This is a genomic window from Pantoea sp. SGAir0184, from assembly GCF_043544755.1.
Map to the genome: position 1 here is coordinate 3,537,858 of NZ_CP028050.1, position 20,269 is coordinate 3,558,126.

A 20,269-nucleotide genomic window follows, 5' to 3' on the forward strand; every position below is an offset into this window, starting at 1 on the left:
AATTTTTACTTATAATTAACAAGTTTGACGCACAAAATTATTATTTCGTGACGTCGGAAGAGATTCACGCCAATTGTAAGGCAAGCGGCGAGAACAAAAAGAAACAGTGGGAATGGCTAAAACTATAACAGTATTTTTTGATTTCGATCATTGTTTTCACCAGAAACTACTTGTTTAAAATCACTAAGTTAAGGTTAAAGCCCGTGATTTATTGTGACAATCTTGTTATTAAGCAGAGCGAGAGGAAAAGGCGTTAATCTGGTAACTGGCTAATTTAGCTGTTAATTACTGCGCAAGACAAAACGGCACAGGACCGCACCGTCACGTTACGCTGTAAAATTTCCTGCACAGTCGCCAGAAAGAAAGTTTGTTAATTAAAAGATAATTTTTATAGACCAAAAAGAAATTAATTTGCTGCTTTTCGGTGACATTCTGTGAGCCATCGCGCATTAACCCGCTGGGGCATGGCATTTGCCAGCGGCGTCAGGCTGTGCTTTGTTAAAGCAGCACAGTCCGGTTAATCAGCGAAGGAGAGGTTATGACCCGTCTTACCGCCCAGGATTTTCCCCAGGAACTGCTTGAGCTTTATGACTACTATGCGCACGGTCGCATCAGCAAGCGCGAGTTTCTCTCGCTGGCCGCGAAGTTCACCATCGCCGGCATGACCGGAGCCACCCTGCTCAGCGCCATGAGCCCCAATTATGCGCTGGCAGAGCAGGTGTCGTTTACCGATCCTGATATCAACGCCGAATACATTCACTACCCGTCGCCCCAGGGACATGGCGAGGTACGCGCTTATCGGGTGCGCCCGACTCACGCCAGCGGCAAGCTGGGTGCCGTGGTGGTGGTACACGAGAATCGCGGCCTGAACCCTTACATTGAAGACGTGGCGAGACGGGTCGCCAAAGCGGGCTATGTTGCGCTGGCGCCGGATGGCTTAAGCTCGCTGGGCGGCTATCCGGGCAATGATGAAGAGGGCCGTGCGATGCAGGCCAAAGTCGACCCGACCAAACTGATGAACGATTTCTTCGCGGCGGTCGATTTCCTGATGCAGCATCCCGAGGGGAACGGCAAGGTCGGCATCACCGGCTTCTGTTATGGCGGCGGCGTGGCCAATGCGGCGGCAGTGGTGTTTCCTGAGCTGGCCTGCGCCGTGCCGTTCTATGGCCGCCAGCCAAAAGCGGAAGATGTGGCGCGCATTCAGGCGCCGCTGCTGCTGCACTATGCCGCGCTGGATAAAGGCATCAACGAAGGCTGGCCGGCTTATGAAGCCGCCCTGCAAGCCAGCCACAAAACCTATGAAGCGTATATTTATCCCGGCGTGAATCACGGCTTTCACAACGACTCAACGCCACGCTATGACAAAGCCGCCGCCGACCTGGCATGGGGTCGCACACTCGGCTGGTTTGAGAAATATTTGCACGCCTGAGCCTGGCGCGCCGCGACGGCACTCACGCCGTCTGCGGCGCTTTAATGATGCGGTGGACATTGCTTTCCAGCCAGTCGGCGAGGCCGATGACCTGCCCTTCCACCTCATGGCCCAGCGCCGTCAGCCGGTACTCCACGTGCGGCGGCACCACTTCATAGGCGATACGCTCAATGAAGCCATCCTCTTCCATGTAGCGCAGCGTCTGCGCCAGCATGCGTTCACTGATGCCACCAATCCGGCGGCGCAGTTCGCTGAAGCGCAGCGTCTCAGCGCGCAGCGCCAGTAACACCAGCACACTCCAGCGGCTGGTAATCCGTTTTAACACTTCACGCGACGGGCAGTTCACATTGAGTAATTCACCACGGGAAAATTTATCACTCAGGTTTTCAGCCATTTACATCACTCCGCTCAAACTAACAAATCTGTAAGTACTTACTAAAAGTTAGTTTATCCCGTAGGCTGTTTCCATACCAGTTCAACCTGAGGAAAAACACCATGATTGCGATTACCGGAGCCACTGGCCAACTGGGCCGTTTAGTGATTAATGCTTTGCTGAAGAAAGTACCGGCCAGCGAGATCATCGCGGTGGTACGTTCACCGGAAAAGGCGCAGGACCTGCAGGCGCTCGGCGTCGCGCTGCGTACCGCGGATTACAACCAGCCACAGACGCTACAGGGCGCCTTTGCCGGCGTGCAGAAAGTGCTGCTGATCTCCTCCAGCGAAGTGGGCCAGCGCGAGGCCCAGCACCGGGCGGTGATTGATGCCGCCAAAGCGGCAGGCGTGTCATTTATCGCGTACACCAGCCTGCTGCACGCGGATACTTCACCGCTGGGTCTCGGCGTGGAGCATCGCGCCACCGAAGCGCTGCTGCAGGCTTCAGGCATCCCTTATGCCCTGCTGCGTAACGGCTGGTACAGCGAAAACTATGCGGCCAGCATCGCACCGGCGTTAGCGCATCATGCCTTTATCGGCGCGGCGGGCAACGGGCGCATCGCGTCGGCGGCGCGCGAGGATTATGCTGCCGCGGCGGCAGAGGTGATCAGCCGTGACGATCAGGCCGGCAAAGTGTACGAACTGGCCGGCGATGACAGCTATACGCTGGCAGAATTCAGTGCGGAGATCGCCCGCCAGTCCGGCGAACAGGTGGAGTACGTTAACCTGCCGCCTGCGGAATTCAGCGCGGCGCTGATCGGAGCCGGCTTACCCGCGCCGCTGGCCGAACTGCTGGCGGATTCCGACGCCGGTGCCGCTCAGGGCGCCCTGTTCGACGACAGCCACACGCTAAGCAAACTCATTGGCCGCCCGACCACACCGTTCGCCGCGGTAATTAAGGCCACGCTGGCAAAGTAAGGCGCTGATGGCGCCCTCACCTGCGGTGAAATCCGGGGTGAGGGCGGCGAGAAACCCTCTTTTCCCCGTCTCGTTTGCCATCAAATGATCAACCTCTTCCCGCTTTTTTGCCGTCATCACTGACGATTTTCTTATTTACAGATAAATCTGTTCATTTATTTAAAGCTTCATCTGAAACACTGCTTTCAATTCCTGAAATATAGGGCGTTGTATTCGCTGAAAAAAGCCTAAAATAGCCGATCAATCGACAAGATTTATTACGTTCATAGATATTTCGCATTGTTGTCTCATCGGGTCAGAGATCTATAATTTGTCCTTTGAGCAACCAGGCAATTTCAGGAGGCCGCTATTAATACTAACCACCAGCAACGTCAAGCTTTCGGAGAACACGAAGCCCATGCTGATCTGGGGTATCAATACGATCCTCACGAGTTTATCCGCGAAGGTATGCAGGATTCGGAGCCGGAACCCGAGCTGATCGAAGGCCTGCCTGCGCCTGATGCGCTGACGCCTGCCGATCGCTATCTGGAGCTGTTTGAGCACGTGCAGACGTCACATATTTTTGCCGACAGCAAAACGTTTCCGGACTGCGCGCCTAAATTCGATCCGCTGGATATTTTAATCCGCTATCGCCGCCGCAAACGCTCGGCGGAGTTCGACCTGGAAAAATTTGTCCACGAGCATTTTTATTTACCGCAGGTCAATGAGAGTTTTTATGTTTCCAATCCGGATAAAACCCTGACGGAACATATTGACGATCTGTGGCCAGTGTTAACCAAAATGCCGCAGCAGCATTTACCGCATTCGTCGCTGCTGCCGCTGCCGAAGCCTTACGTGGTGCCCGGCGGGCGTTTTGGTGAAACGTATTACTGGGACTCCTACTTCAGCATGCTGGGACTGGCCGAAGCGGGCCGCGACGATCTGCTGCGTCATATGGCGGACAACTTCGCCTGGCTGATTGATAACTACGGTCACGTGCCGAATGGCAACCGTACCTATTACCTCAGCCGCTCGCAGCCGCCGGTGTTCGCGCTGATGGTCGAGCTGTTTGAAGAGGACGGCATTCGCGGCGCGAAGCGCTACCTTGACCAGCTGATGAAAGAGTATCAGTTCTGGATGGACGGGGCCGGCGAGCTGATGCCGCATCAGGCCTATCGCCACGTGGTGCGCATGCCGGATGGTTCGCTGCTCAACCGCTACTGGGACGATCGCGACACGCCGCGCGATGAGTCGTGGATGGAAGATGTGGAAACCGCCAGCAAATCGCGTCGTCCGGCCAGCGAGGTTTATCGCGATCTGCGCGCCGGTGCCGCTTCCGGCTGGGATTACTCCTCGCGCTGGTTGCGCGATCCGCAACGTCTGGCCAGCATTCGCACCACCCAGTTTATTCCGGTGGATCTGAATGCGTTTCTCTACAAGCTGGAGCTGATGATCTCGACGCTGGCGCACGCGAAGGGCGAAGAACTCACCGGCCTGGCGTGGCAGAAGAAAGCGGATGCGCGCAAGCAGGCGATCCATCGCTATCTGTGGGACAACACTGCAGGCGTGTACCGCGACTACGACTGGCGTCGTGAACGCTTTGGTGCCTTTACCGCAGCGGCGGTGGTACCGCTGTTCCTGGGGCTGGCATCACCCGAACAGGCGCATCTGCAGGCGGTGGCGCTGCGCCAGCTGCTGCTGACGCAGGGCGGCCTTGTCACCTCCATGGTGGAGAGCGGGGAGCAGTGGGATAAACCCAACGGCTGGGCACCGCTACAGTGGATGGCGGTGGTCGGACTGAATAACTACGGTGAAGAGACGCTGGCAACGGAGATTGCGGTCAACTGGCTGACCACGGTGAAGAATTTCTATTCGCTGCACCATAAGCTGGTAGAGAAGTACGATATCAGCGGCGATCGCGCCCGCCCGGGCGGCGGCGGTGAGTATCCGCTACAGGACGGCTTCGGCTGGACCAACGGCGTCACCCGCCGCCTGCTGGCGATGTACGGGCATTTGCTGGCGGATTGACGGCGTAGTTGGGTGGGTGGCAGGCAGGATGCGGCGGTCTGATGTGGGATGCTGCGGCCTGATGCCCTCACCCTGTCCCTCTCCCACCGGGAGAGGGAAACGCTGCCACATGTAACGAAAGAATCCACTGCTCGCTCGATCGGTCCCCTCTCCCGCGTGCGGGAGAGGGTTAGGGTGAGGGGAAAAAACGCACTCCCCCTTAATTCCCCTGCAAAAACGCCAGCAGATCCGCATTCAGCTGGTCCTGATGCGTCACCGCAAAACCGTGCGGGCCATTCTCATACACTTTCAGCTGTGAACCCGCAATCATCTCGTGCACCAGCTTACCGGTGGCTTCAAACGGCACCACCTGGTCGTTACTGCCGTGGATCACCAGCGTCGGCACATCCACTTTGGCAATATCCGCACGGAAATCCGTCTCAGAGAACGCGGTCACGCAATCCAGCGTACCTTTCAGCGACGCCAGCAGCGCAATGTTCAGCGTCTGCGTCAGCACCCCATCGGAAACCGTCTGGCCCGCGTTGGTGCCGTAAAACGGCGTGGCGAACTCTTTGATAAACTGCGCACGATCCTTCAGCAAACCCGCTTTGATCCCGTCAAACACCGCTGATTCCACCCCTTCCGGGTGATCGTCGGTTTTACCAAAAATCGGGGTGACGGCGCCCAGCAGCACCAGTCCTTTCACTTTCGCGGTACCATAACGACCAATGTAGCGCGACACATCCCCGCCGCCCATCGAGAAGCCCACCAGCGTCACCTCATTCAGCTGAAGGTGCTCGATCAGGCCGTGAATATCGTCGGCAAAAGTGTCGTAATCGTAGCCTTCCCACGGCTGATCGGAGCGACCAAAGCCGCGGCGGTCAAACGCGATGACGCGATAGCCGCGCTCGGCGAGGAAATTGAGCTGGCTGTCCCACATATCGGCATCCAGCGGCCAGCCGTGGCTGAACAGCACCGGCTGCCCCTTGCCCCAGTCTTTGAAGTACAGGTTTACGCCGTCTTTAGTCTTGAATGTGCTCATGTTTTTTCTCCGTTAGTCAGTGATGTTGTGTCTGGCAATCAAACTAGCGCGGGATGCTGGAAAAACCTAAAGCAGAGATTTTGACAACTTGTGCAAAGATTTTTGCTAAGCCCTGCCGTCAAAAATCCTTGTACAAGTTGGCCGATTTTTTCCGCTATCTCCTGACGGGCGAGCTTCGTATCGTGCTCTCATCGCACACTGACAGGAACAGCCTGATGAACCAGCCAAATCCACAAACAGCGCGCAGCGGCGCGTTTTCCCCTTTCGCCTACGGGCTTTTCGCCGTGATCTGGACCGCTTCGGTGCTCGGCAATACCGGTAGCTTTATCCGTGACGTCGCCAGCGCCTGGCTGATTACCGGACTGTCGGATAACCCAACCGCCGTCGCGCTGATGCAAACCGCCGCCACCCTGCCAGTGTTCCTGTTGGCGCTGCCGGCCGGCGTGCTGTCGGATATTGTTGACCGCCGCCGCCTGCTAATTGTGGTGCAGCTGCTGATGGCCAGCGTCAGCGGCACGCTACTGCTGCTGTCGCACAACCACTGGCTCACCGTTGAATGGCTGATCGGCCTGACCTTTGTCGGCGGCGTCGGCGCGGCGCTGTTCGGTCCGGCATGGCAGGCCATCGTGCCGGAGCTGGTACCCCGCCATGAGCTGAAAAATGCCGTGGCGCTCAACTCGCTGGGCATCAATATCGCCCGGGCGATTGGACCGGCTACCGGTGGCCTGCTGCTGGCAAGTTTAGGTGCTATGGCCGCTTACGGTGCCGATGTCGCCAGTTATTTTTTCGTCATCGCCGCGCTGCTGTGGTGGAAACGTCCGGCGAAGGCCGCTACCGCGCTGAATGAGCACTTCTTTGGCGCTTTCCGCGCCGGACTGCGCTATGTGAAAGCCAGCCGCGAACTGCACCGCGTGCTGTTGCGCGCCGCGCTGTATTTTGCCTTCGCCAGTGCCATCTGGGCGCTGCTGCCGCTGGTGGCGCGCACCATGCTGCACGGCAGCGCGGGCTTTTACGGCTTGCTGCTCGGGGCCGTCGGTGCCGGTGCTATTGCCGGCGCGCTGCTGCTGCCGCGCCTGCGTGCCCGGCTGAGCCATGATGGACTGATGCTGCTCTCCGCCGTGCTCAGCGCGCTGGTCATGGTAGCGCTGGCGCTCAGTCCGCCGCAGTGGCTGGCGCTGCTGCTGATGCTGGTACTGGGCACCGGCTGGATCATCGCGCTGACGACCCTCAACGGCGTGGCGCAGGCGGTGCTGCCCGACTGGGTGCGCGGTCGCGGGCTGGCGGTCTATCTGATGGTGTTCAACGGCACGCTGGCGGGTGGCAGTCTGGCCTGGGGTCTGATCGCCCAGCACATGGGTCTGGCGCCAACGCTGATGCTGGCCGGTGCGGCGCTGCTCATCACGGCGCTGCTGGCAAAACGGCTGGCACTGCCGGCGGGCGAAGCGGATCTGCAGCCGGCGCAGCACTGGGCTGAACCGGTGGTGAGCGATGCGGTGGATATCCGCCGTGGCGCCGTACTGATCCAGATTCGCTACCGTGTTCCCCAGGCCGATCGCGCCGCTTTCCAGCACGCCATGCACAAACTGGCGCAGGCGCGACGCCGTGACGGTGCCTATGCGTGGGGATTAATGGAGCAGACCGACGATGCCGGAGCGCTGCTGGAGTGGTTTATGGTGGAGTCATGGCAGGAGCATTTGCGTCAGCACCAGCGCGTCTCGCGCGCCGATGCTGAGTTACAGCAGGCGGTACTGCAGTTCCATCAGGGTGATGAACCCCCGCAGGTCAGCCATCATATTGCGCTGTGATCAGGCTGGCGCGTAGATGTCACTCAGGCCGGGCAGCGTCGGCAGGCGCTCGCGCCACCAGATAGCCGCGTTGCCGCAGGCGCTCTCATTCCACGCCAGATAGGCGATATCGCGCCGGCACTCGCTGTCCAGCTGGCGCGCCACCAGCGCACCGCTCGCCAGGTGCGGGCGCGCCAGATAAAGCGGCAGATAACCACAGCCGAGCCCGGCGAGATGCGCCTGCAGTTTGGCCGGGAAATCATGCACGCTCAGCGTCTTCTGCTCATCCAGCACGCGTAAATCCATCCCGGCACCGTGGCGGGATGAATCATGCACCGTGACCGCGCGATACTGGCGAATCTGTTCACGCAGCAGCGGTTCGGGCTCCGCCGCCAGCGGATGGTCAGGAGCGACAGCGAACACATACTCCAGCCAGCCCAGCGGCTGGCAGACAATCTCTTTGCGCGTGGCGGGTTCCTGAACCGCGCCAAAGACAATGTCCGCTTCGCCGTAGTGCAGCGCTTCCCAGCAGCCGGCCAGCACATCCTGACGGAACTGCAGCTGGGTGTGCGGGTGCTGCTGATAAAATTCGTCAATCAGCGGCGTGAGGATGCTGAACGGCAGCGAAGCATCCACGCTGATGGTCAGCAGACTCTCCCAGCCGCTCTCCACGTAGCGCGCCTGCTGCTCCAGCTCGTTCACCGCACGCAGCAGCGTCCGCCCTTTTTCCAGCATCAGACGGCCGGTCGGCGTGAACGTGGCGCGATGGCCGGAGCGATCGAGCAGCGTGATTTTTAAATCGCTCTCCATCTTCTGCACGGTATAGCTCAACGCCGACGCAGTTTTGAACAGTCGCGCGGCCGCAGCGGCAAAGGTGCCATGACGATCGAGCGCATCCAGAATCAGCAGCGCCTCCAGATTTAAACGCATTCCCTACCCTCCGTAAAAAAAGTTGAACGACAACGTAAAAACAATCCGTTATCAATAACTGCTGTCATTTCGTATTTTTTTCCTCATCGGCGCAAGCATTTTTAACCGCGCATTAACACGGTGGCTGAGGGCCGCTACGCTTAATTTAACGGAGAGAACAGAATGACGACCGCATCCCTGATTTTTACCAACGGTAAGTTTCACACCGTCGATCGCGCAAACCCGCTGGCCACCGCCGTAGCCATCAAAGACGGCAAGTTTCTCGCCGTAGGTAGCGAAGCGGACGTCATGCGCTTTGCCGGCAGCGACACGCAAATCATCGACGCCAAAGGGCATACCGGCATTCCCGGCCTGAACGATTCCCACCTGCATCTGATTCGCGGTGGCCTCAACTACAACCTTGAGCTGCGTTGGGAAGGCGTTCCGTCGCTGGCCGATGCGCTGCGTATGCTGCGCGAACAGGCACTGCGTACGCCGTCACCGCAGTGGGTGCGCGTGGTCGGGGGCTGGAGCGAGTTCCAGTTTGCTGAGCGCCGCATGCCGACGCTGGACGAAATCAACGCCGCCGCGCCCGATACGCCGGTCTTCATTCTGCATCTGTATGACCGCGCGCTGCTCAATCGCGCCGCGCTGAAAGTGGTGGGCTACACCAAAGAGACCCCCAACCCGCCGGGCGGCGAAATCCAGCGCGACAGCAATGGCAATCCGACCGGCATGCTGATCGCCCGTCCTAATGCCATGCTGCTGTACGCCACGCTGGCGAAAGGGCCCAAACTGCCGCTGGAACAGCAGGTTAACTCGACGCGTCAGTTTATGCGTGAACTGAACCGCCTCGGTCTGACCAGCGCCATTGACGCCGGCGGCGGCTTCCAGAATTACCCGGACGATTACGACGTGATCGCCGAACTGCACGCGAAAAAGCAGCTGACGGTACGCATCGCCTATAACCTGTTCACCCAGCGTCCCGGCCACGAGCTGGAAGACTTTGAGAAGTGGACCGATATGCTGAAGCCGGGCCAGGGCACCAATTTCCTGCGCCACAACGGTGCCGGTGAAATGCTGGTGTTTTCGGCGGCGGACTTCGAAGATTTCCTTGAACCGCGCCCGGATCTGGCCCCCGGCATGGAAGATGAGCTGGAGCGCGTGGTGCGCCACCTGGTGGAGCATCGCTGGCCGTTCCGCCTGCACGCCACCTATAACGAATCGATCAGCCGCATGCTGGATGTGTTTGAGAAGGTGAACCGCGACATTCCGTTCAATGGCCTGCACTGGTTCTTTGACCATGCGGAAACCATCACTGAAGCCAATATTGAGCGGGTAAAAGCGCTCGGCGGCGGGCTGGCGGTGCAGCATCGCATGGCTTTCCAGGGGGAATACTTTGTTGATCGCTACGGTAAAGAGGCCGCGAAGCAGACGCCGCCGGTGGCGCGCATGCTGGAGGCCGGCGTGCCGGTCGGCCTCGGTACCGATGCCACCCGCGTTGCCAGCTATAACCCGTGGACCGCACTGTACTGGCTGGTTTCAGGCCGTACCGTCGGCGGGATGCAGCTGTACGATGACAACGCACGCATCGACCGTGAAACCGCGCTGATGCTGTGGACCAAAGGCAGTGCCTGGTTCTCCAGCGAGCAGAGCGCCAAAGGTGAGATCAAAGTCGGCCAGCTGGCGGATCTGGTGCTGCTGTCGAAAGATTTCTTCAGCGTGCCGGAAGAGGAGATCAAAGGCATTGAATCAGTGCTGACGCTGGTGGATGGCAACGTGGTGTATGCCGCCGGCAGCTTCACGCCGCTGGCACCGCCGCCGGTGCCGGTGTTGCCGGAGTGGTCGCCGGTGGTTACCGTGCCTGGCCACTACCGCAGCGCCCCGCCGCAGACCAGCGGCCGCGCCGCGCGGATGCCGCAGGTACACCAGTGCAGCGGCCCCTGTGGCGTGCACAGCCACGCTCATGATGTCGCGCGCCAGTCATCGGTGCCGGTGTCAGACAATAACGCGTTCTGGGGTGCGCTGGGCTGTTCCTGTTTTGCGTTTTAAGTGATCAAGGGGTGCGGGCGCTGGCCCTCACCCCGCCGATATATTGCCTGCCAGGCCAAAGCCCTGCTTACCGTTTCTCTTAATCTGGTACATCGCGCCATCCGCCCGGGTCAGCGCGTCGTCGAAGCTGTCGCGCCGGTGTACCGGGGCGATACCGATCGAAGCACCAATCCGCGCATGACCATTGTCGACATCAAACGGCGTCAGTGCCGCATCCAGCACCGCCTGCGCCAGAATGCGCACCTTGGGGTAATCAATCAAAAACGGCAGCAGCAGCACGAACTCATCGCCGCCAAGCCGCCCGACGATGGCCTCTGACGGCAGCAAATCACGGATGCGCTGGCTGAGCTGAATCAGCACCTCGTCACCGCTGCGATGGCCGAGCGTGTCATTGACGTGCTTGAAATTGTCGAGATCGATAAACGCCACGCACAGCGGCCCGGCGCGTTGCAGCTGACTAAAATGCGCCTGCAGCGCGTGGCGGTTGGGTAACGCGGTTAACGGGTCGTGATGCGCCAGCAGGGAGAGCTGGGCTTCATAATTCTTCTCTTTGGTCATGTCGATATGGGTGCCGGTCACTTTGAGCGGATTACCCTGCTCGTCCCACTCGCTGACGCGGCCGCGATCCAGCACCCAGGTGATTTTGCCGTTCTTGCCGATCATACGGTGCAGCGCCTCGTAATAGGGCGCGCGTCCTTCAATATGATCGTAAAAGGCGCGCAGCACCTCATCGGCATCTTCCGGATGCAGGCACTCGCGCCAGGCATCAAAGCGCGCTTTGGTCTCTTTCGCCTGAAAGCCGAGCATCGCGCCCCAGCGCCGGTTAAAAATCACCAGCTTGCCGCTGGGAATATCCAGTTGCCACAGGCACAAGCCGGTGCCGTCCAGCGCCGCGTTCAGCTTATTACGCGCGTCGTGCGCCAGGCGCTTGAGGCGCGCATTGTGCTTTTTCAGGTTCTGAATCTGCTGGTGCAGCGCTTCTTCGGACATAGTTGATCGCTGGAGAGAAAATAAGGGCTATTTTGCCTGCACGATAGATTCTGTAAATAAAACAAATGAAAAGGCGATTAGCGTCGGAAAATTGCGCCGGGTTCAGCAGGAATGGCGAAGCAACGCGGTAATTTCAGCAAACAAAACTTACACTTACTAAAAATAGCAGCGCGCTTCGCTTCGTCGCGCCGGCGAAACCTGCCTTTCACCAGGAATTTTCTCTCCTGTTTTTAAGAAATTTCTTAAGCGCGATTTAAGTCCACTTGTATTAAGTCGCTGTTGAAGGATGCCTGACGCGCAACGTGCCGTCAGAGAAGAAGCGCCGTCATGGTGGCAGCGCGCGCAACCGGTCCAGCGAGTGAAATCATCCGTGAGTAAACGCATCCTCAGCCTCCTTCTGTTACTGGGCTTTTGCCTGTCTGCCTGGGGTGCAACCACGTTAAATTTCTCGCCGCGCTATGGTCTGGTAGCACCGGAAGTCACGCTGTCGCCGCAGAGCCAGCAGTGGCTGAAACAGCACTCTGTACTGCGCGTCGGCGTGTGGAACAACCCGCTGCCGCCCTATTCCGTGTCGTTTGAAGCCAATACCTACGAAGGACTCTCGGCCGATTATCTGGCCATTGTGGCGAAGGCGTTAAATCTGCCGGTGAAAATTAAGGTGTATAAAACCCGGCTGGAGCTGGTGGATGCGCTTAACGACGGTGAAGTCGATCTGATTCCTTACTACACGCTGGCCGCCAATCAGGATACGCAGCTGGCGCTGAGCCTGCCGTATTCACTGGCGCGCAGCGTGTTAATCAGCAAACGTAACGCGACCTTCGACAGTGAGCTGAAAAATAGCCGCTATCGTCTGCTCTATTACGGTGATGCGGAACTTAAAGCACTGCTGCACAAGCGCTATCCGCGCGCCACGCTGGCGCCGGCCGCGCCGCCGCTGTGGGCCTACACCGACACCGCGTTCAGCGAAAACACCCTGTTCTGGAGCAACAGCGCCACTCAGCGCTTTCTTTCGCATCGCGGCCTGCAGAATGTGATTGAAGCGCACAGCACGCCGTACACTAACGATGTCGACGCGCGCTTTGCCAGCAACCACGCCAATCTGCCGCTGATCGCAGCCATCGATGAAATTCTGAAAAACATTCCGCTGCGCAACGCGGTACAGATTGCGGAAGCCTGGAGCCTGGATTATCAGTCGGTGGTTAAAAACCATCCGCTGGATCTCAGCGACAAAGAGGCCGCGTGGCTGGCAGAACACCGCGAGATCACCGTTAACTACGATCCTTCGCATACGCCGTTTACCTTTACTGATAACCGCCAGCGCGTGGTCGGCCTGAGCGTGGACCTGCTGAAAATGATTTCCCAGCGTACCGGCATTCGCTTTCGCTACAATCCGATTCAGGGGTTGAGCAACATGCGCGATACGCTCAACCGCCAGCGCGATGCGATTATCGCCGTCAGCGACGCCACCGCGCAGCAGGACGACAAAATCCGCTACACCCGCTCCTACATCTACTCGTCATGGGTAGTGGTGACGCGCAAAGACAGCCCGTGGAAAAGCTTTGATGAGATGGCGGGCAAGCGCGTCGGAATCTATGAGCGCGCCTACTATCGTTACGATTTACGTGAGCGCTGGCCGGGCATCAACTTCGTCGAAAACGGCGTATCGATTGATTCGCTCGGTCAGCTACTCGATAAGCAGCTGGATGGCTTTATCGTGCCGTACGAGTCGTCGCTGTTTCTGCTCAACAATCACTTCAATGACAGCTTCAAAGTGGCGTTTGTCGCGCCGCTACCGATGTTCCGCATGGCGATGGCAGTCAATGGTCAGGATCAGGTGCTGCTGTCGATCCTTAACAAAGCGCTGTCCGATATTCCGCAGCCGACCATGCAGTCGCTGATGGAGCGCTGGATCAAATACACGCCGCCCGCCACCAGCACCTCGTGGCAAAGCTATCGCAGCTATATATTGCGCATCGTCGCCGTGGCCGGGCTGGGCCTGCTGTTTTTCCTGTGGCGTAACCATCTGCTGAAAGCCTCGCTGGCCAAACAGCGCGAGCACGAGCGTGAAATCAGCGAGCAGCTGGCGCATATCGAAGCGCTGATGGCCGACCTGCGCAAAGCCAACGAAGTCGCGGTGCGCGCCAGCGAAGCGAAAAGCACCTTCCTGTCGCACATGAGTCATGAAATCCGCACACCGCTGGCGGCGCTGATTGGCCTGCTGGAAATTGAGCATCTCGGCCAGAGTAATGAACAGCAGCGGCAGAAGAACATTGATGTCGCCTGGGAGTCGTCGCGTTCGCTGCTGTCGCTGGTGGGCGATATTCTCGACCTGGCCAAAATCGAATCCGGGCATTTCAGCGTGCAGCTGCAGCCGATGTCGCTCAGTGAAGTGGTGCGTGATTGCGAAGCGCTGTTCCGCCAGGTGGCGCTCAACAAGGGGCTGGCGCTGAATATCGTGCTGGAGCTGGAGCAGGATCAGGTGCTGTTTGACCCGGTAGCGCTGAAGCAAATTCTCTCCAATCTGGTGAGCAACGCCATCAAGTTTACCTCGCAGGGCGCAGTGGAAGTGGCACTGTATCAGGCAGAGAGCACGCGACCGGAATATGTGCTGGAGGTGAGCGACAGCGGAGTTGGCCTGTCAGAAGAGCAGCAGCAGGCGATCTTCGAACCGTTTATCCAGGTCGGTCAGGGCAGCAATCGCGCCAGCGGCACCGGTCTGGGCCTGAATATCTGCCGCCGGCTGGCGGTAATGCTCGGCACCGAGCTGCACGTCGAGAGCGAACCGGGTGACGGCAGCGTGTTTATGCTGCGCTTCCGCGCGGAAGCGGCGCGTATTGAGCATGAGCAACCCGTTCTGCCGCAGCCGGTGGAGCCCGCTAAGCAGGCTGCGCTGCGCATTCTGATTGTCGATGACAACGCCACCAACCGCCTGCTGCTGGCCCAGCAGCTGCGCTACGCCGGGCATCATGTGCTGGTGGCCGACAGCGGTGCAGCCGCGCTGGCGCTGTGGCGCGAGAATCAGCCCGATCGCGTGATTACCGACTGCAACATGCCGGAGATGGACGGCTTCGAATTCACCCGCCAGCTGCGCGCCGAAGAGAAGCGCCTGGTGCGACGCGCGGTGCCGGTTTACGGCCTGACGGCGATGGCGGAGGAGCGCGTGGCGCAGCTGGCGCAGGACGCCGGCATGAACGGTTGTCTGTTTAAACCGCTGGAGCGCGCGCAGCTGCTGCAGGTGATCACCGGCGCACCGATGAACCCGACGCGCGACGATACCCTGCTGACGCTGGAGAATCTGGCGGCAAACAACCCGCAGGCGTGGCGCGACCTGGTGACCACCGCGCGCCAGCAGAACAGTTACGATCTCGCCCAGCTGACGCAGGCGGTGGCTGCGAACAATTTTGCTTCGGCGCGTCACGCCGCGCATCAGCTACTCGGCAGTGCCCGAATGCTGCGCGCCGACGCGCTGCAACATCGCTGCCGCGCCGCCGAACAGGCGGCGGAGCATGAAGATGGTGCGCTATTACAGCAGCTGCTGCCGGAGGTCGCCGGGGCGGTGGCCGAGCTGGACGCACTGTTCCTGCGTGCCCTGGAAACACCTATTCCTGAAGAGGTGATGTAATGAAAGAGAGCGCAATCTGGCAGATTGCCGTGCTGGACGATCATCCGCTGATTGGTAAAGCCATGCAGTACCGTTTAGCGCAGGAGCCGCAGCTCGATCTGGCCGGGGCCTTTGCCCAGCGCCAGCAGCTGATGGCCTTCCTGCAGCGCCACCCGCTCGATATCCTGGTGCTGGATTACATGCTGGGTGAAGACCAGCTCGACGGGCTGCAAATGGTGAAACAGCTGCGCCTGCACTATCCGCAGCTGAAGATTCTGGTGTCGTCCGCGGTGGAGAAACCAGCGATTGTCCAGCTGTTGCTGAAAGCCGGCGTGCAGGGATTTGTCGGCAAAAGCCACGATCAGGAGGTGCTGATCGATGCCATCCATCAAATCTGTCGCGGCAAGCGCTTCCTGACGCCGGACATGATGCTGGAGCTGGATAAATTCCAGGAGAGCGATCGCGAGATGCACGACTACCTGGCGCCGCGCCAGGCGGGCGAAGACATCACGCTGCTGCTGCGCGAGCTGAGCCCGCGCGAAATCGAGGTGATTCGCTGTTATCTCGACGGGTTGAGCATTACGCAGATCGCCGGTAAATACGCGCGCAGCCGCAAAACCATCAGCGGTCAGAAGCAGACCGCGCTGCGCAAACTGGGGCTGCGCTCGGATCTCGAACTGTTTAAGTACAAGCAGTATTTCACCGAGCTGGTGACCACCCAGTAAGCGGCTGCGCTGCGGATAAAACCGGTTCTGTGACGCGGATCAAGGCTTAATCGCCGCACAATGCTGCCTTCATGAATTCTAGTATGGTAGTTTAGCCATTATCATACAGACACGATGACGGTGGATGACATAATGCAGCTGACAATGCGGTGGTTTGGGCCGAAGGAAGACAAGGTTTCGCTGGAATATATTCGCCAGGTACCGGGCGTACGCGGCGTGGTGGGCGCACTCTACGATGTGCCGGTGGGCGAAACCTGGCCGCAGGAGAAGATCCAGGCGCTGGTCGATCAGGTGCACGCAGCCGGACTGACGGTTGAAGTGATTGAGAGTGTTAATATTCACGACGACATCAAGATCGGCCTGCCGAGCCGCGATCGCTACATCGCCAATTATCAGCAAAGTATCCGCAACCTGGCGGCCGCCGGGGTAAAAGTGATCTGCTACAACTTCATGCCGGTGTTCGACTGGATGAAGACGGATATGCATTACGTGCTGCCGGATGGCTCCATCACCATGGCCTTCGAGAAACAGGGCATTGATAAAAGCCTCGACGAGGTGGTGAAAGAGGTGCTGGGCAGCGCCAACGGCTTCGCGCTGCCGGGCTGGGAGCCGGAACGGCTGGCAAAAGTTCAGGAGCTGTTTGCCAAATATCAGGACGTTGATGACGCGAAGCTGCGGGAAAACCTCGCCTATTTCCTCAAAGCGGTGATCCCGGTGTGCGAAGAGGTGGGCGTGAAGATGGCGATCCACCCGGACGATCCGCCGTATTCGATCTTCGGTCTGCCGCGCGTGGTGAAAAACCGCGATGATCTCGACTGGATCTGTAACGTCGTCGATTCTGAAGCCAACGGTATCACGCTGTGCACCGGATCGATTGCCGAGGATCCGCAGAACGATGTCTATGCCATTCTGGCCGAATTCTCGCGCCGCAAGCGCATCCCGTTTGCCCACGTGCGCAACATCAAGATCATTCGCGATAAAGATTTCTACGAGTGCGCGCATCCGACGGAGTATGGCTCGCTGGATATGTATAAAGTGCTGCAGTCGATGTATGACAACGGCTTTGACGGCTATATCCGTTCGGATCACGGCCGCTTTATCTGGGGCGAAACCGGAAGGCCCGGCTACGGTTTGTACGACCGCGCGCTGGGCACCACTTATCTGCTGGGCCTGTGGGAAGCGCTGAGTAAACGTTAATGGGCTGCGATCTGGCGCTCACCCTTGCGGCTTTTTCAATAACGGTACCAGCAGCGCCGCGACGAAAAATCCTGTCATGATCAGCCAGAACGCGTCGGAAAAGGCCTGGGTGCGCGCTTCACGCAGCGTCAGCGCCGCCAGCGACTGCAGCGCGGCCGTATGCGCGGCATCCGGGCTCAGGCCGCTGGTCATCAGCGCCTGAGCGCGCCCCTGCAGAAAATCACCCAGCGTCAGGCTGGCGCTGTTGAGATGATCCGCCAGCCGGCTAAAGTGCAGGTTGGTGCGGTCGTTGAGCACCGTACCGCACAGGGCAATGCCAATCGCGCCGCCAAGGTTGCGCATCAGATTAAACAGGCCAGACGCGAGCTTCAGGCGTGCCGGTGGCAAACTGCCCAGCGTCAGCGTTACCGTGGGCGCCACGGCAAACTGCTGCGCCATACCGCGAAACGCTTGCGGGAACAGCAGCTCCTTCGCCCCCCAGTCATGGGTAATCGGCACGAAGAAATGCATCGACAGCGCAAAACAGATCAGCCCCGCCGCCAGCAAAATACGCAGATCGACGCGGTTCGCCAGCCAGGCATACAGCGGGATCGACAGAATCTGAAACACCCCGGTGGAGAAGATCGCCAGTCCAGTCTCCAGTGCGCTGAAGCCGCGCACCTGGCTGAGAAACAGTGGCGTAAGGTAAATGGTGGCGAAGATCCCTACGCCCGCCATAAACGAGAAGTAGCAGCCGAGGCTAAAGTCGCGGTCCTTGAGCGCGCGTAAATCGACGATCGGTTTGGCATGCCGCAGCGTGCGGATCACAAACAACACGCCCGCCGCCAGCGCAATCCAGCCGGTGGTGGCAATGGTGTCATCATCAAACCAGCCCCAGCGCGGCCCCTCTTCCAGCGTATATTCCAGACAGCCGAGCGACAGCGCCAGCAGCACGATGCTGAGATAATCCGCGCCGCGCAGCAGTTCGCGGTTGGGCGCGTCAATGTTCACCAGCAGAGGAACCGCAATGGTAATGTAAATACCGGGAATGATGTTGATAAAAAACAGCCAGTGCCAGCTGAAGTTATCGGTGATCCAGCCGCCAACGGTCGGGCCGAGCGTCGGCGCCAGCGATGCCAGCGCGCCGACGGTCGCGGCAGCAATCACCCGCTGCCGGCCCTGGAAAAAGGCGAAGGCGGTAGTGAACACCAGCGGGATCATTGAGCCGCCCGCCAGCCCCTGCAGCGCACGGAACGCGATCATGCTCTGAATGTTCCACGCCCAGCCGCACAGCAGGCTCATCAGCGTAAAGCCGCAGGCCGAAGCGGCGAACAGCCAGCGCGTAGACAGCACGCTGGCCAGCCAGCCGGAGAGCGGAATAATGATGATTTCGGCGATCAGGTAGCTGGTCTGCACCCACACGGTTTCATCATCGCCCGCCGACAGGCCACCGCCAATGTCGCGCAGCGAAGCTGAGACAATCTGGATATCCAGCAGCGCGATAAACATACCGATGCACAGGGTGGAAAAGGCGAAGACTTTCCGGCTGACCGGCATCTGCGCGGGCGCGATCGGCGCGGCGACCACACGGCTCATTGCGCGCTGCGCTCATCGACGGTAACAGTCACCGACAGTCCCGGACGCAACAGCCCGAGCGTGGCCGCATCGCCGTCCAGCGCAATGCGCACCGGCACGCGCTGGACAATTTTGGTGAAGTTACCGGTGGCGTTTTCCGCCGGCAGAATGCTGAAGCGCGAACCGGTCGCAGGCGACAGGCTGGCGACATGCCCGCTGAAGGTGCGGCCTGGCAGCACGTCCGCCACAATCGTTGCCGTCTGACCTGGCCGCATGTGTGCCAGCTGGCTCTCTTTAAAGTTGGCGTCAATCCACAGCCCCTGCGCCGGCACCAGCGACAGCAGCTGCGTGCCGCTGCTGACATACGAACCAGCCCAGGCGCGGCGATTGCCGATTACGCCATCAAACGGCGCGCGGATAGCGGTGTATTCCAGATTGAGCTGTGCCAGTGCCAGGTCGGCCTGCGCCTGTGCCAGCGCGGCGTGCGTCTGCTGCTCACGCGCATCCAGCACCTGCAACTGACGTTCGGCGACCGCGCGATCGGCACGGGTTTTGCCCTCCTGCGCCAGCGCCTGATGGTAATCGGCCTGCGCATGATCGCGAATCTGCTGCGACACCGCAGCGCTGCTCACCAGCGCGTCATAGCGGCGCTGGTCGGCGGTGGTTTTCTGCGTTACCGCCTGCGTCGCCAGCAGCGCAGCACGCGCGCCGTCGATGGTGGCCAGCTGGAGCTGGCGCGTGGCGGCAATATCCTGCAGCGCCGCCTGCTGCGCGGCGACTTCGCCCGCCGCACGGTCAACCGCCGCCCGATAGTCGCGGTTATCCAGCTGTACCAGCAGGTCGCCCTTTTTAACCGCCGCATTATCCTGCACCGCCAGGGTCTGAACATAGCCGGACACTTTGGCCGAAATCGCACTGATATCCGCGCCGACGTAAGCATCATCGGTCGAAGGCATAAAGCGCGCGCTGTGCCACCAGTAATAGCCATAGCCGGCCAGCGCCACGCCGCCGCAGGCCAGCATCAGCAGCAGTGCCGCTTTTTTCCGCGTCAGGCTCATGGTTCGTTCCCGGCCACCGTCTGCGGGGCGAATTTTTGCGCCGTATCGCCTGCGCGCTTTCTCGCCAGATACTGCTGGCGGTAGTGCATCATCGGGCTGGCCGCCGGGCCAGGCACCATCTGGTATTTGTCACTGGAGAGCGGCTGGCCGGTGGCGCTGTCGACCATTTGCGGCGTCACCGGGCGCTGAGTGGCGCTTTCAACCAGCTGCATCTGCCGCCCTTCCGGTGAAAAGTGGGTGCTGCCCCACTCGGCCAGCGCCAGTATTACCGTGCGAAAATCGCGGCCCGCCGCAGTGAGCTGGTACTCGTAGCGTGCCGGAGCGTCGCTGTAACACACCTTTTCCAGCAATCCATCCTCCACCAGCTCTTTCAGCCGGCGCGACAGAATATTAGGTGCCACGCCGCTGCTTTTCTGAAATTCATCAAAGCGGGTAAAGCCGGCCAGCGCATCGCGCATGATCAGCATGCTCCAGCCATCGCCGACGCGTCCAAGGCTGCGTGCGATAGGGCACGGCATATTACACAGAGGTTGGTTTTTCATGGGCCAGTTCCCGATGTGAAGTCGATGCGGGATACTGTGGCAGGGTAACT

General features: G+C 59.6%; 15 protein-coding genes. 8 read left to right on the top strand and 7 right to left on the bottom strand.

Annotation, left to right across the window (positions count from 1 at the left end; all coding sequences use genetic code 11):
* The first annotated feature begins 538 nt into the window (after positions 1-538).
* The gene (yghX, locus tag C1N60_RS16815) at positions 539-1,429 is read left to right on the top strand and encodes a YghX family hydrolase (RefSeq protein WP_058759656.1); all 891 of its coding nucleotides are present in this window, start codon (positions 539-541) and stop codon (positions 1,427-1,429) included.
* Positions 1,430-1,451: 22 nt separating this feature from the next.
* Here yghX and C1N60_RS16820 read toward each other — a convergent pair whose 3' ends face one another.
* Positions 1,452-1,823, bottom strand: a complete 372-nt coding sequence (locus tag C1N60_RS16820; RefSeq protein WP_021507610.1) for a winged helix-turn-helix transcriptional regulator — start codon at positions 1,821-1,823, stop codon at positions 1,452-1,454.
* 101 nt (positions 1,824-1,924) lie between these two features.
* Here C1N60_RS16820 and C1N60_RS16825 point away from each other — a divergent pair, with 101 nt between their 5' ends.
* The gene (locus C1N60_RS16825) at positions 1,925-2,779 is read left to right on the top strand and encodes an SDR family oxidoreductase (protein WP_058770640.1); all 855 of its coding nucleotides are present in this window, start codon (positions 1,925-1,927) and stop codon (positions 2,777-2,779) included.
* A 348-nt stretch (positions 2,780-3,127) separates the two neighbouring features.
* On the top strand, positions 3,128-4,786 hold the full coding sequence (gene treF / locus C1N60_RS16830) for an alpha,alpha-trehalase TreF (RefSeq protein WP_394521763.1): 1,659 nt from the start codon (positions 3,128-3,130) through the stop codon (positions 4,784-4,786).
* Positions 4,787-4,985: 199 nt separating this feature from the next.
* On the opposite strand, the gene C1N60_RS16835 is transcribed toward treF, so the two are convergent.
* Positions 4,986-5,807, bottom strand: coding sequence for an alpha/beta fold hydrolase (locus C1N60_RS16835; RefSeq protein WP_059012169.1), 822 nt, complete (start codon positions 5,805-5,807; stop codon positions 4,986-4,988).
* A gap of 215 nt (positions 5,808-6,022) precedes the next feature.
* Here C1N60_RS16835 and C1N60_RS16840 point away from each other — a divergent pair, with 215 nt between their 5' ends.
* Positions 6,023-7,612, top strand: coding sequence for an MFS transporter (locus tag C1N60_RS16840; protein ID WP_104188077.1), 1,590 nt, complete (start codon positions 6,023-6,025; stop codon positions 7,610-7,612).
* Here the strand turns inward: C1N60_RS16840 and C1N60_RS16845 are convergent, their stop codons facing one another.
* Positions 7,613-8,521, bottom strand: coding sequence for a LysR family transcriptional regulator (locus C1N60_RS16845; RefSeq protein WP_021507614.1), 909 nt, complete (start codon positions 8,519-8,521; stop codon positions 7,613-7,615).
* Between the two features lie 162 nt (positions 8,522-8,683).
* Between C1N60_RS16845 and C1N60_RS16850 the strand changes: the two genes are divergently transcribed.
* Complete coding sequence (locus C1N60_RS16850; RefSeq protein ID WP_021507615.1) at positions 8,684-10,552, top strand: amidohydrolase; 1,869 nt, start codon at positions 8,684-8,686, stop codon at positions 10,550-10,552.
* Positions 10,553-10,579: 27 nt separating this feature from the next.
* On the opposite strand, the gene C1N60_RS16855 is transcribed toward C1N60_RS16850, so the two are convergent.
* Positions 10,580-11,542: a diguanylate cyclase domain-containing protein gene (locus tag C1N60_RS16855; protein WP_394521117.1), complete on the bottom strand. Its 963-nt coding sequence runs from the start codon at positions 11,540-11,542 to the stop codon at positions 10,580-10,582.
* 370 nt (positions 11,543-11,912) lie between these two features.
* Here C1N60_RS16855 and C1N60_RS16860 point away from each other — a divergent pair, with 370 nt between their 5' ends.
* From C1N60_RS16860 to uxuA, 3 genes are all read left to right on the top strand, one after another.
* Positions 11,913-15,164 (top strand): transporter substrate-binding domain-containing protein, encoded by a 3,252-nt coding sequence (locus C1N60_RS16860; RefSeq protein WP_394521118.1) that lies wholly within the window; start codon positions 11,913-11,915, stop codon positions 15,162-15,164.
* Positions 15,164-15,868: a response regulator gene (locus C1N60_RS16865; RefSeq protein ID WP_394521119.1), complete on the top strand. Its 705-nt coding sequence runs from the start codon at positions 15,164-15,166 to the stop codon at positions 15,866-15,868. The genes C1N60_RS16860 and C1N60_RS16865 overlap by 1 nt, the downstream gene beginning before the upstream one ends.
* A 132-nt stretch (positions 15,869-16,000) precedes the next feature.
* Entirely contained in the window at positions 16,001-17,065 is a 1,065-nt protein-coding gene (gene uxuA, locus C1N60_RS16870; protein WP_166719824.1) for a mannonate dehydratase, read from the top strand.
* Between the two features lie 18 nt (positions 17,066-17,083).
* Here the strand turns inward: uxuA and C1N60_RS16875 are convergent, their stop codons facing one another.
* Genes C1N60_RS16875 through C1N60_RS16885 form a run of 3 tightly spaced genes read right to left on the bottom strand, consistent with a single transcriptional unit; the run spans position 17,084 to position 20,219 of the window.
* Positions 17,084-18,640, bottom strand: a complete 1,557-nt coding sequence (locus C1N60_RS16875; protein WP_394521120.1) for a DHA2 family efflux MFS transporter permease subunit — start codon at positions 18,638-18,640, stop codon at positions 17,084-17,086.
* A complete protein-coding gene (locus C1N60_RS16880) occupies positions 18,637-19,677 on the bottom strand; it encodes an HlyD family secretion protein (RefSeq protein WP_394521121.1) in 1,041 nt (346 codons plus the stop codon). The genes C1N60_RS16875 and C1N60_RS16880 overlap by 4 nt, the downstream gene beginning before the upstream one ends.
* On the bottom strand, positions 19,674-20,219 hold the full coding sequence (locus C1N60_RS16885; protein WP_058780409.1) for a winged helix-turn-helix transcriptional regulator: 546 nt from the start codon (positions 20,217-20,219) through the stop codon (positions 19,674-19,676). Before C1N60_RS16885 ends, C1N60_RS16880 begins: the two co-directional genes overlap by 4 nt.
* Positions 20,220-20,269: the final 50 nt, after the last annotated feature.

Coding starts and splice junctions, on each gene's coding strand:
- yghX (WP_058759656.1), top strand. CDS start 539: ATGACCCGTCTTACCGCCCAGGATTTTCCCCAGGAACTGCTTGAGCTT.
- C1N60_RS16820 (WP_021507610.1), bottom strand. CDS start 1,823: ATGGCTGAAAACCTGAGTGATAAATTTTCCCGTGGTGAATTACTCAAT.
- C1N60_RS16825 (WP_058770640.1), top strand. CDS start 1,925: ATGATTGCGATTACCGGAGCCACTGGCCAACTGGGCCGTTTAGTGATT.
- C1N60_RS16835 (WP_059012169.1), bottom strand. CDS start 5,807: ATGAGCACATTCAAGACTAAAGACGGCGTAAACCTGTACTTCAAAGAC.
- C1N60_RS16840 (WP_104188077.1), top strand. CDS start 6,023: ATGAACCAGCCAAATCCACAAACAGCGCGCAGCGGCGCGTTTTCCCCT.
- C1N60_RS16845 (WP_021507614.1), bottom strand. CDS start 8,521: ATGCGTTTAAATCTGGAGGCGCTGCTGATTCTGGATGCGCTCGATCGT.
- C1N60_RS16850 (WP_021507615.1), top strand. CDS start 8,684: ATGACGACCGCATCCCTGATTTTTACCAACGGTAAGTTTCACACCGTC.
- C1N60_RS16855 (WP_394521117.1), bottom strand. CDS start 11,542: ATGTCCGAAGAAGCGCTGCACCAGCAGATTCAGAACCTGAAAAAGCAC.
- C1N60_RS16865 (WP_394521119.1), top strand. CDS start 15,164: ATGAAAGAGAGCGCAATCTGGCAGATTGCCGTGCTGGACGATCATCCG.
- uxuA (WP_166719824.1), top strand. CDS start 16,001: ATGCAGCTGACAATGCGGTGGTTTGGGCCGAAGGAAGACAAGGTTTCG.
- C1N60_RS16875 (WP_394521120.1), bottom strand. CDS start 18,640: ATGAGCCGTGTGGTCGCCGCGCCGATCGCGCCCGCGCAGATGCCGGTC.
- C1N60_RS16880 (WP_394521121.1), bottom strand. CDS start 19,677: ATGAGCCTGACGCGGAAAAAAGCGGCACTGCTGCTGATGCTGGCCTGC.
- C1N60_RS16885 (WP_058780409.1), bottom strand. CDS start 20,219: ATGAAAAACCAACCTCTGTGTAATATGCCGTGCCCTATCGCACGCAGC.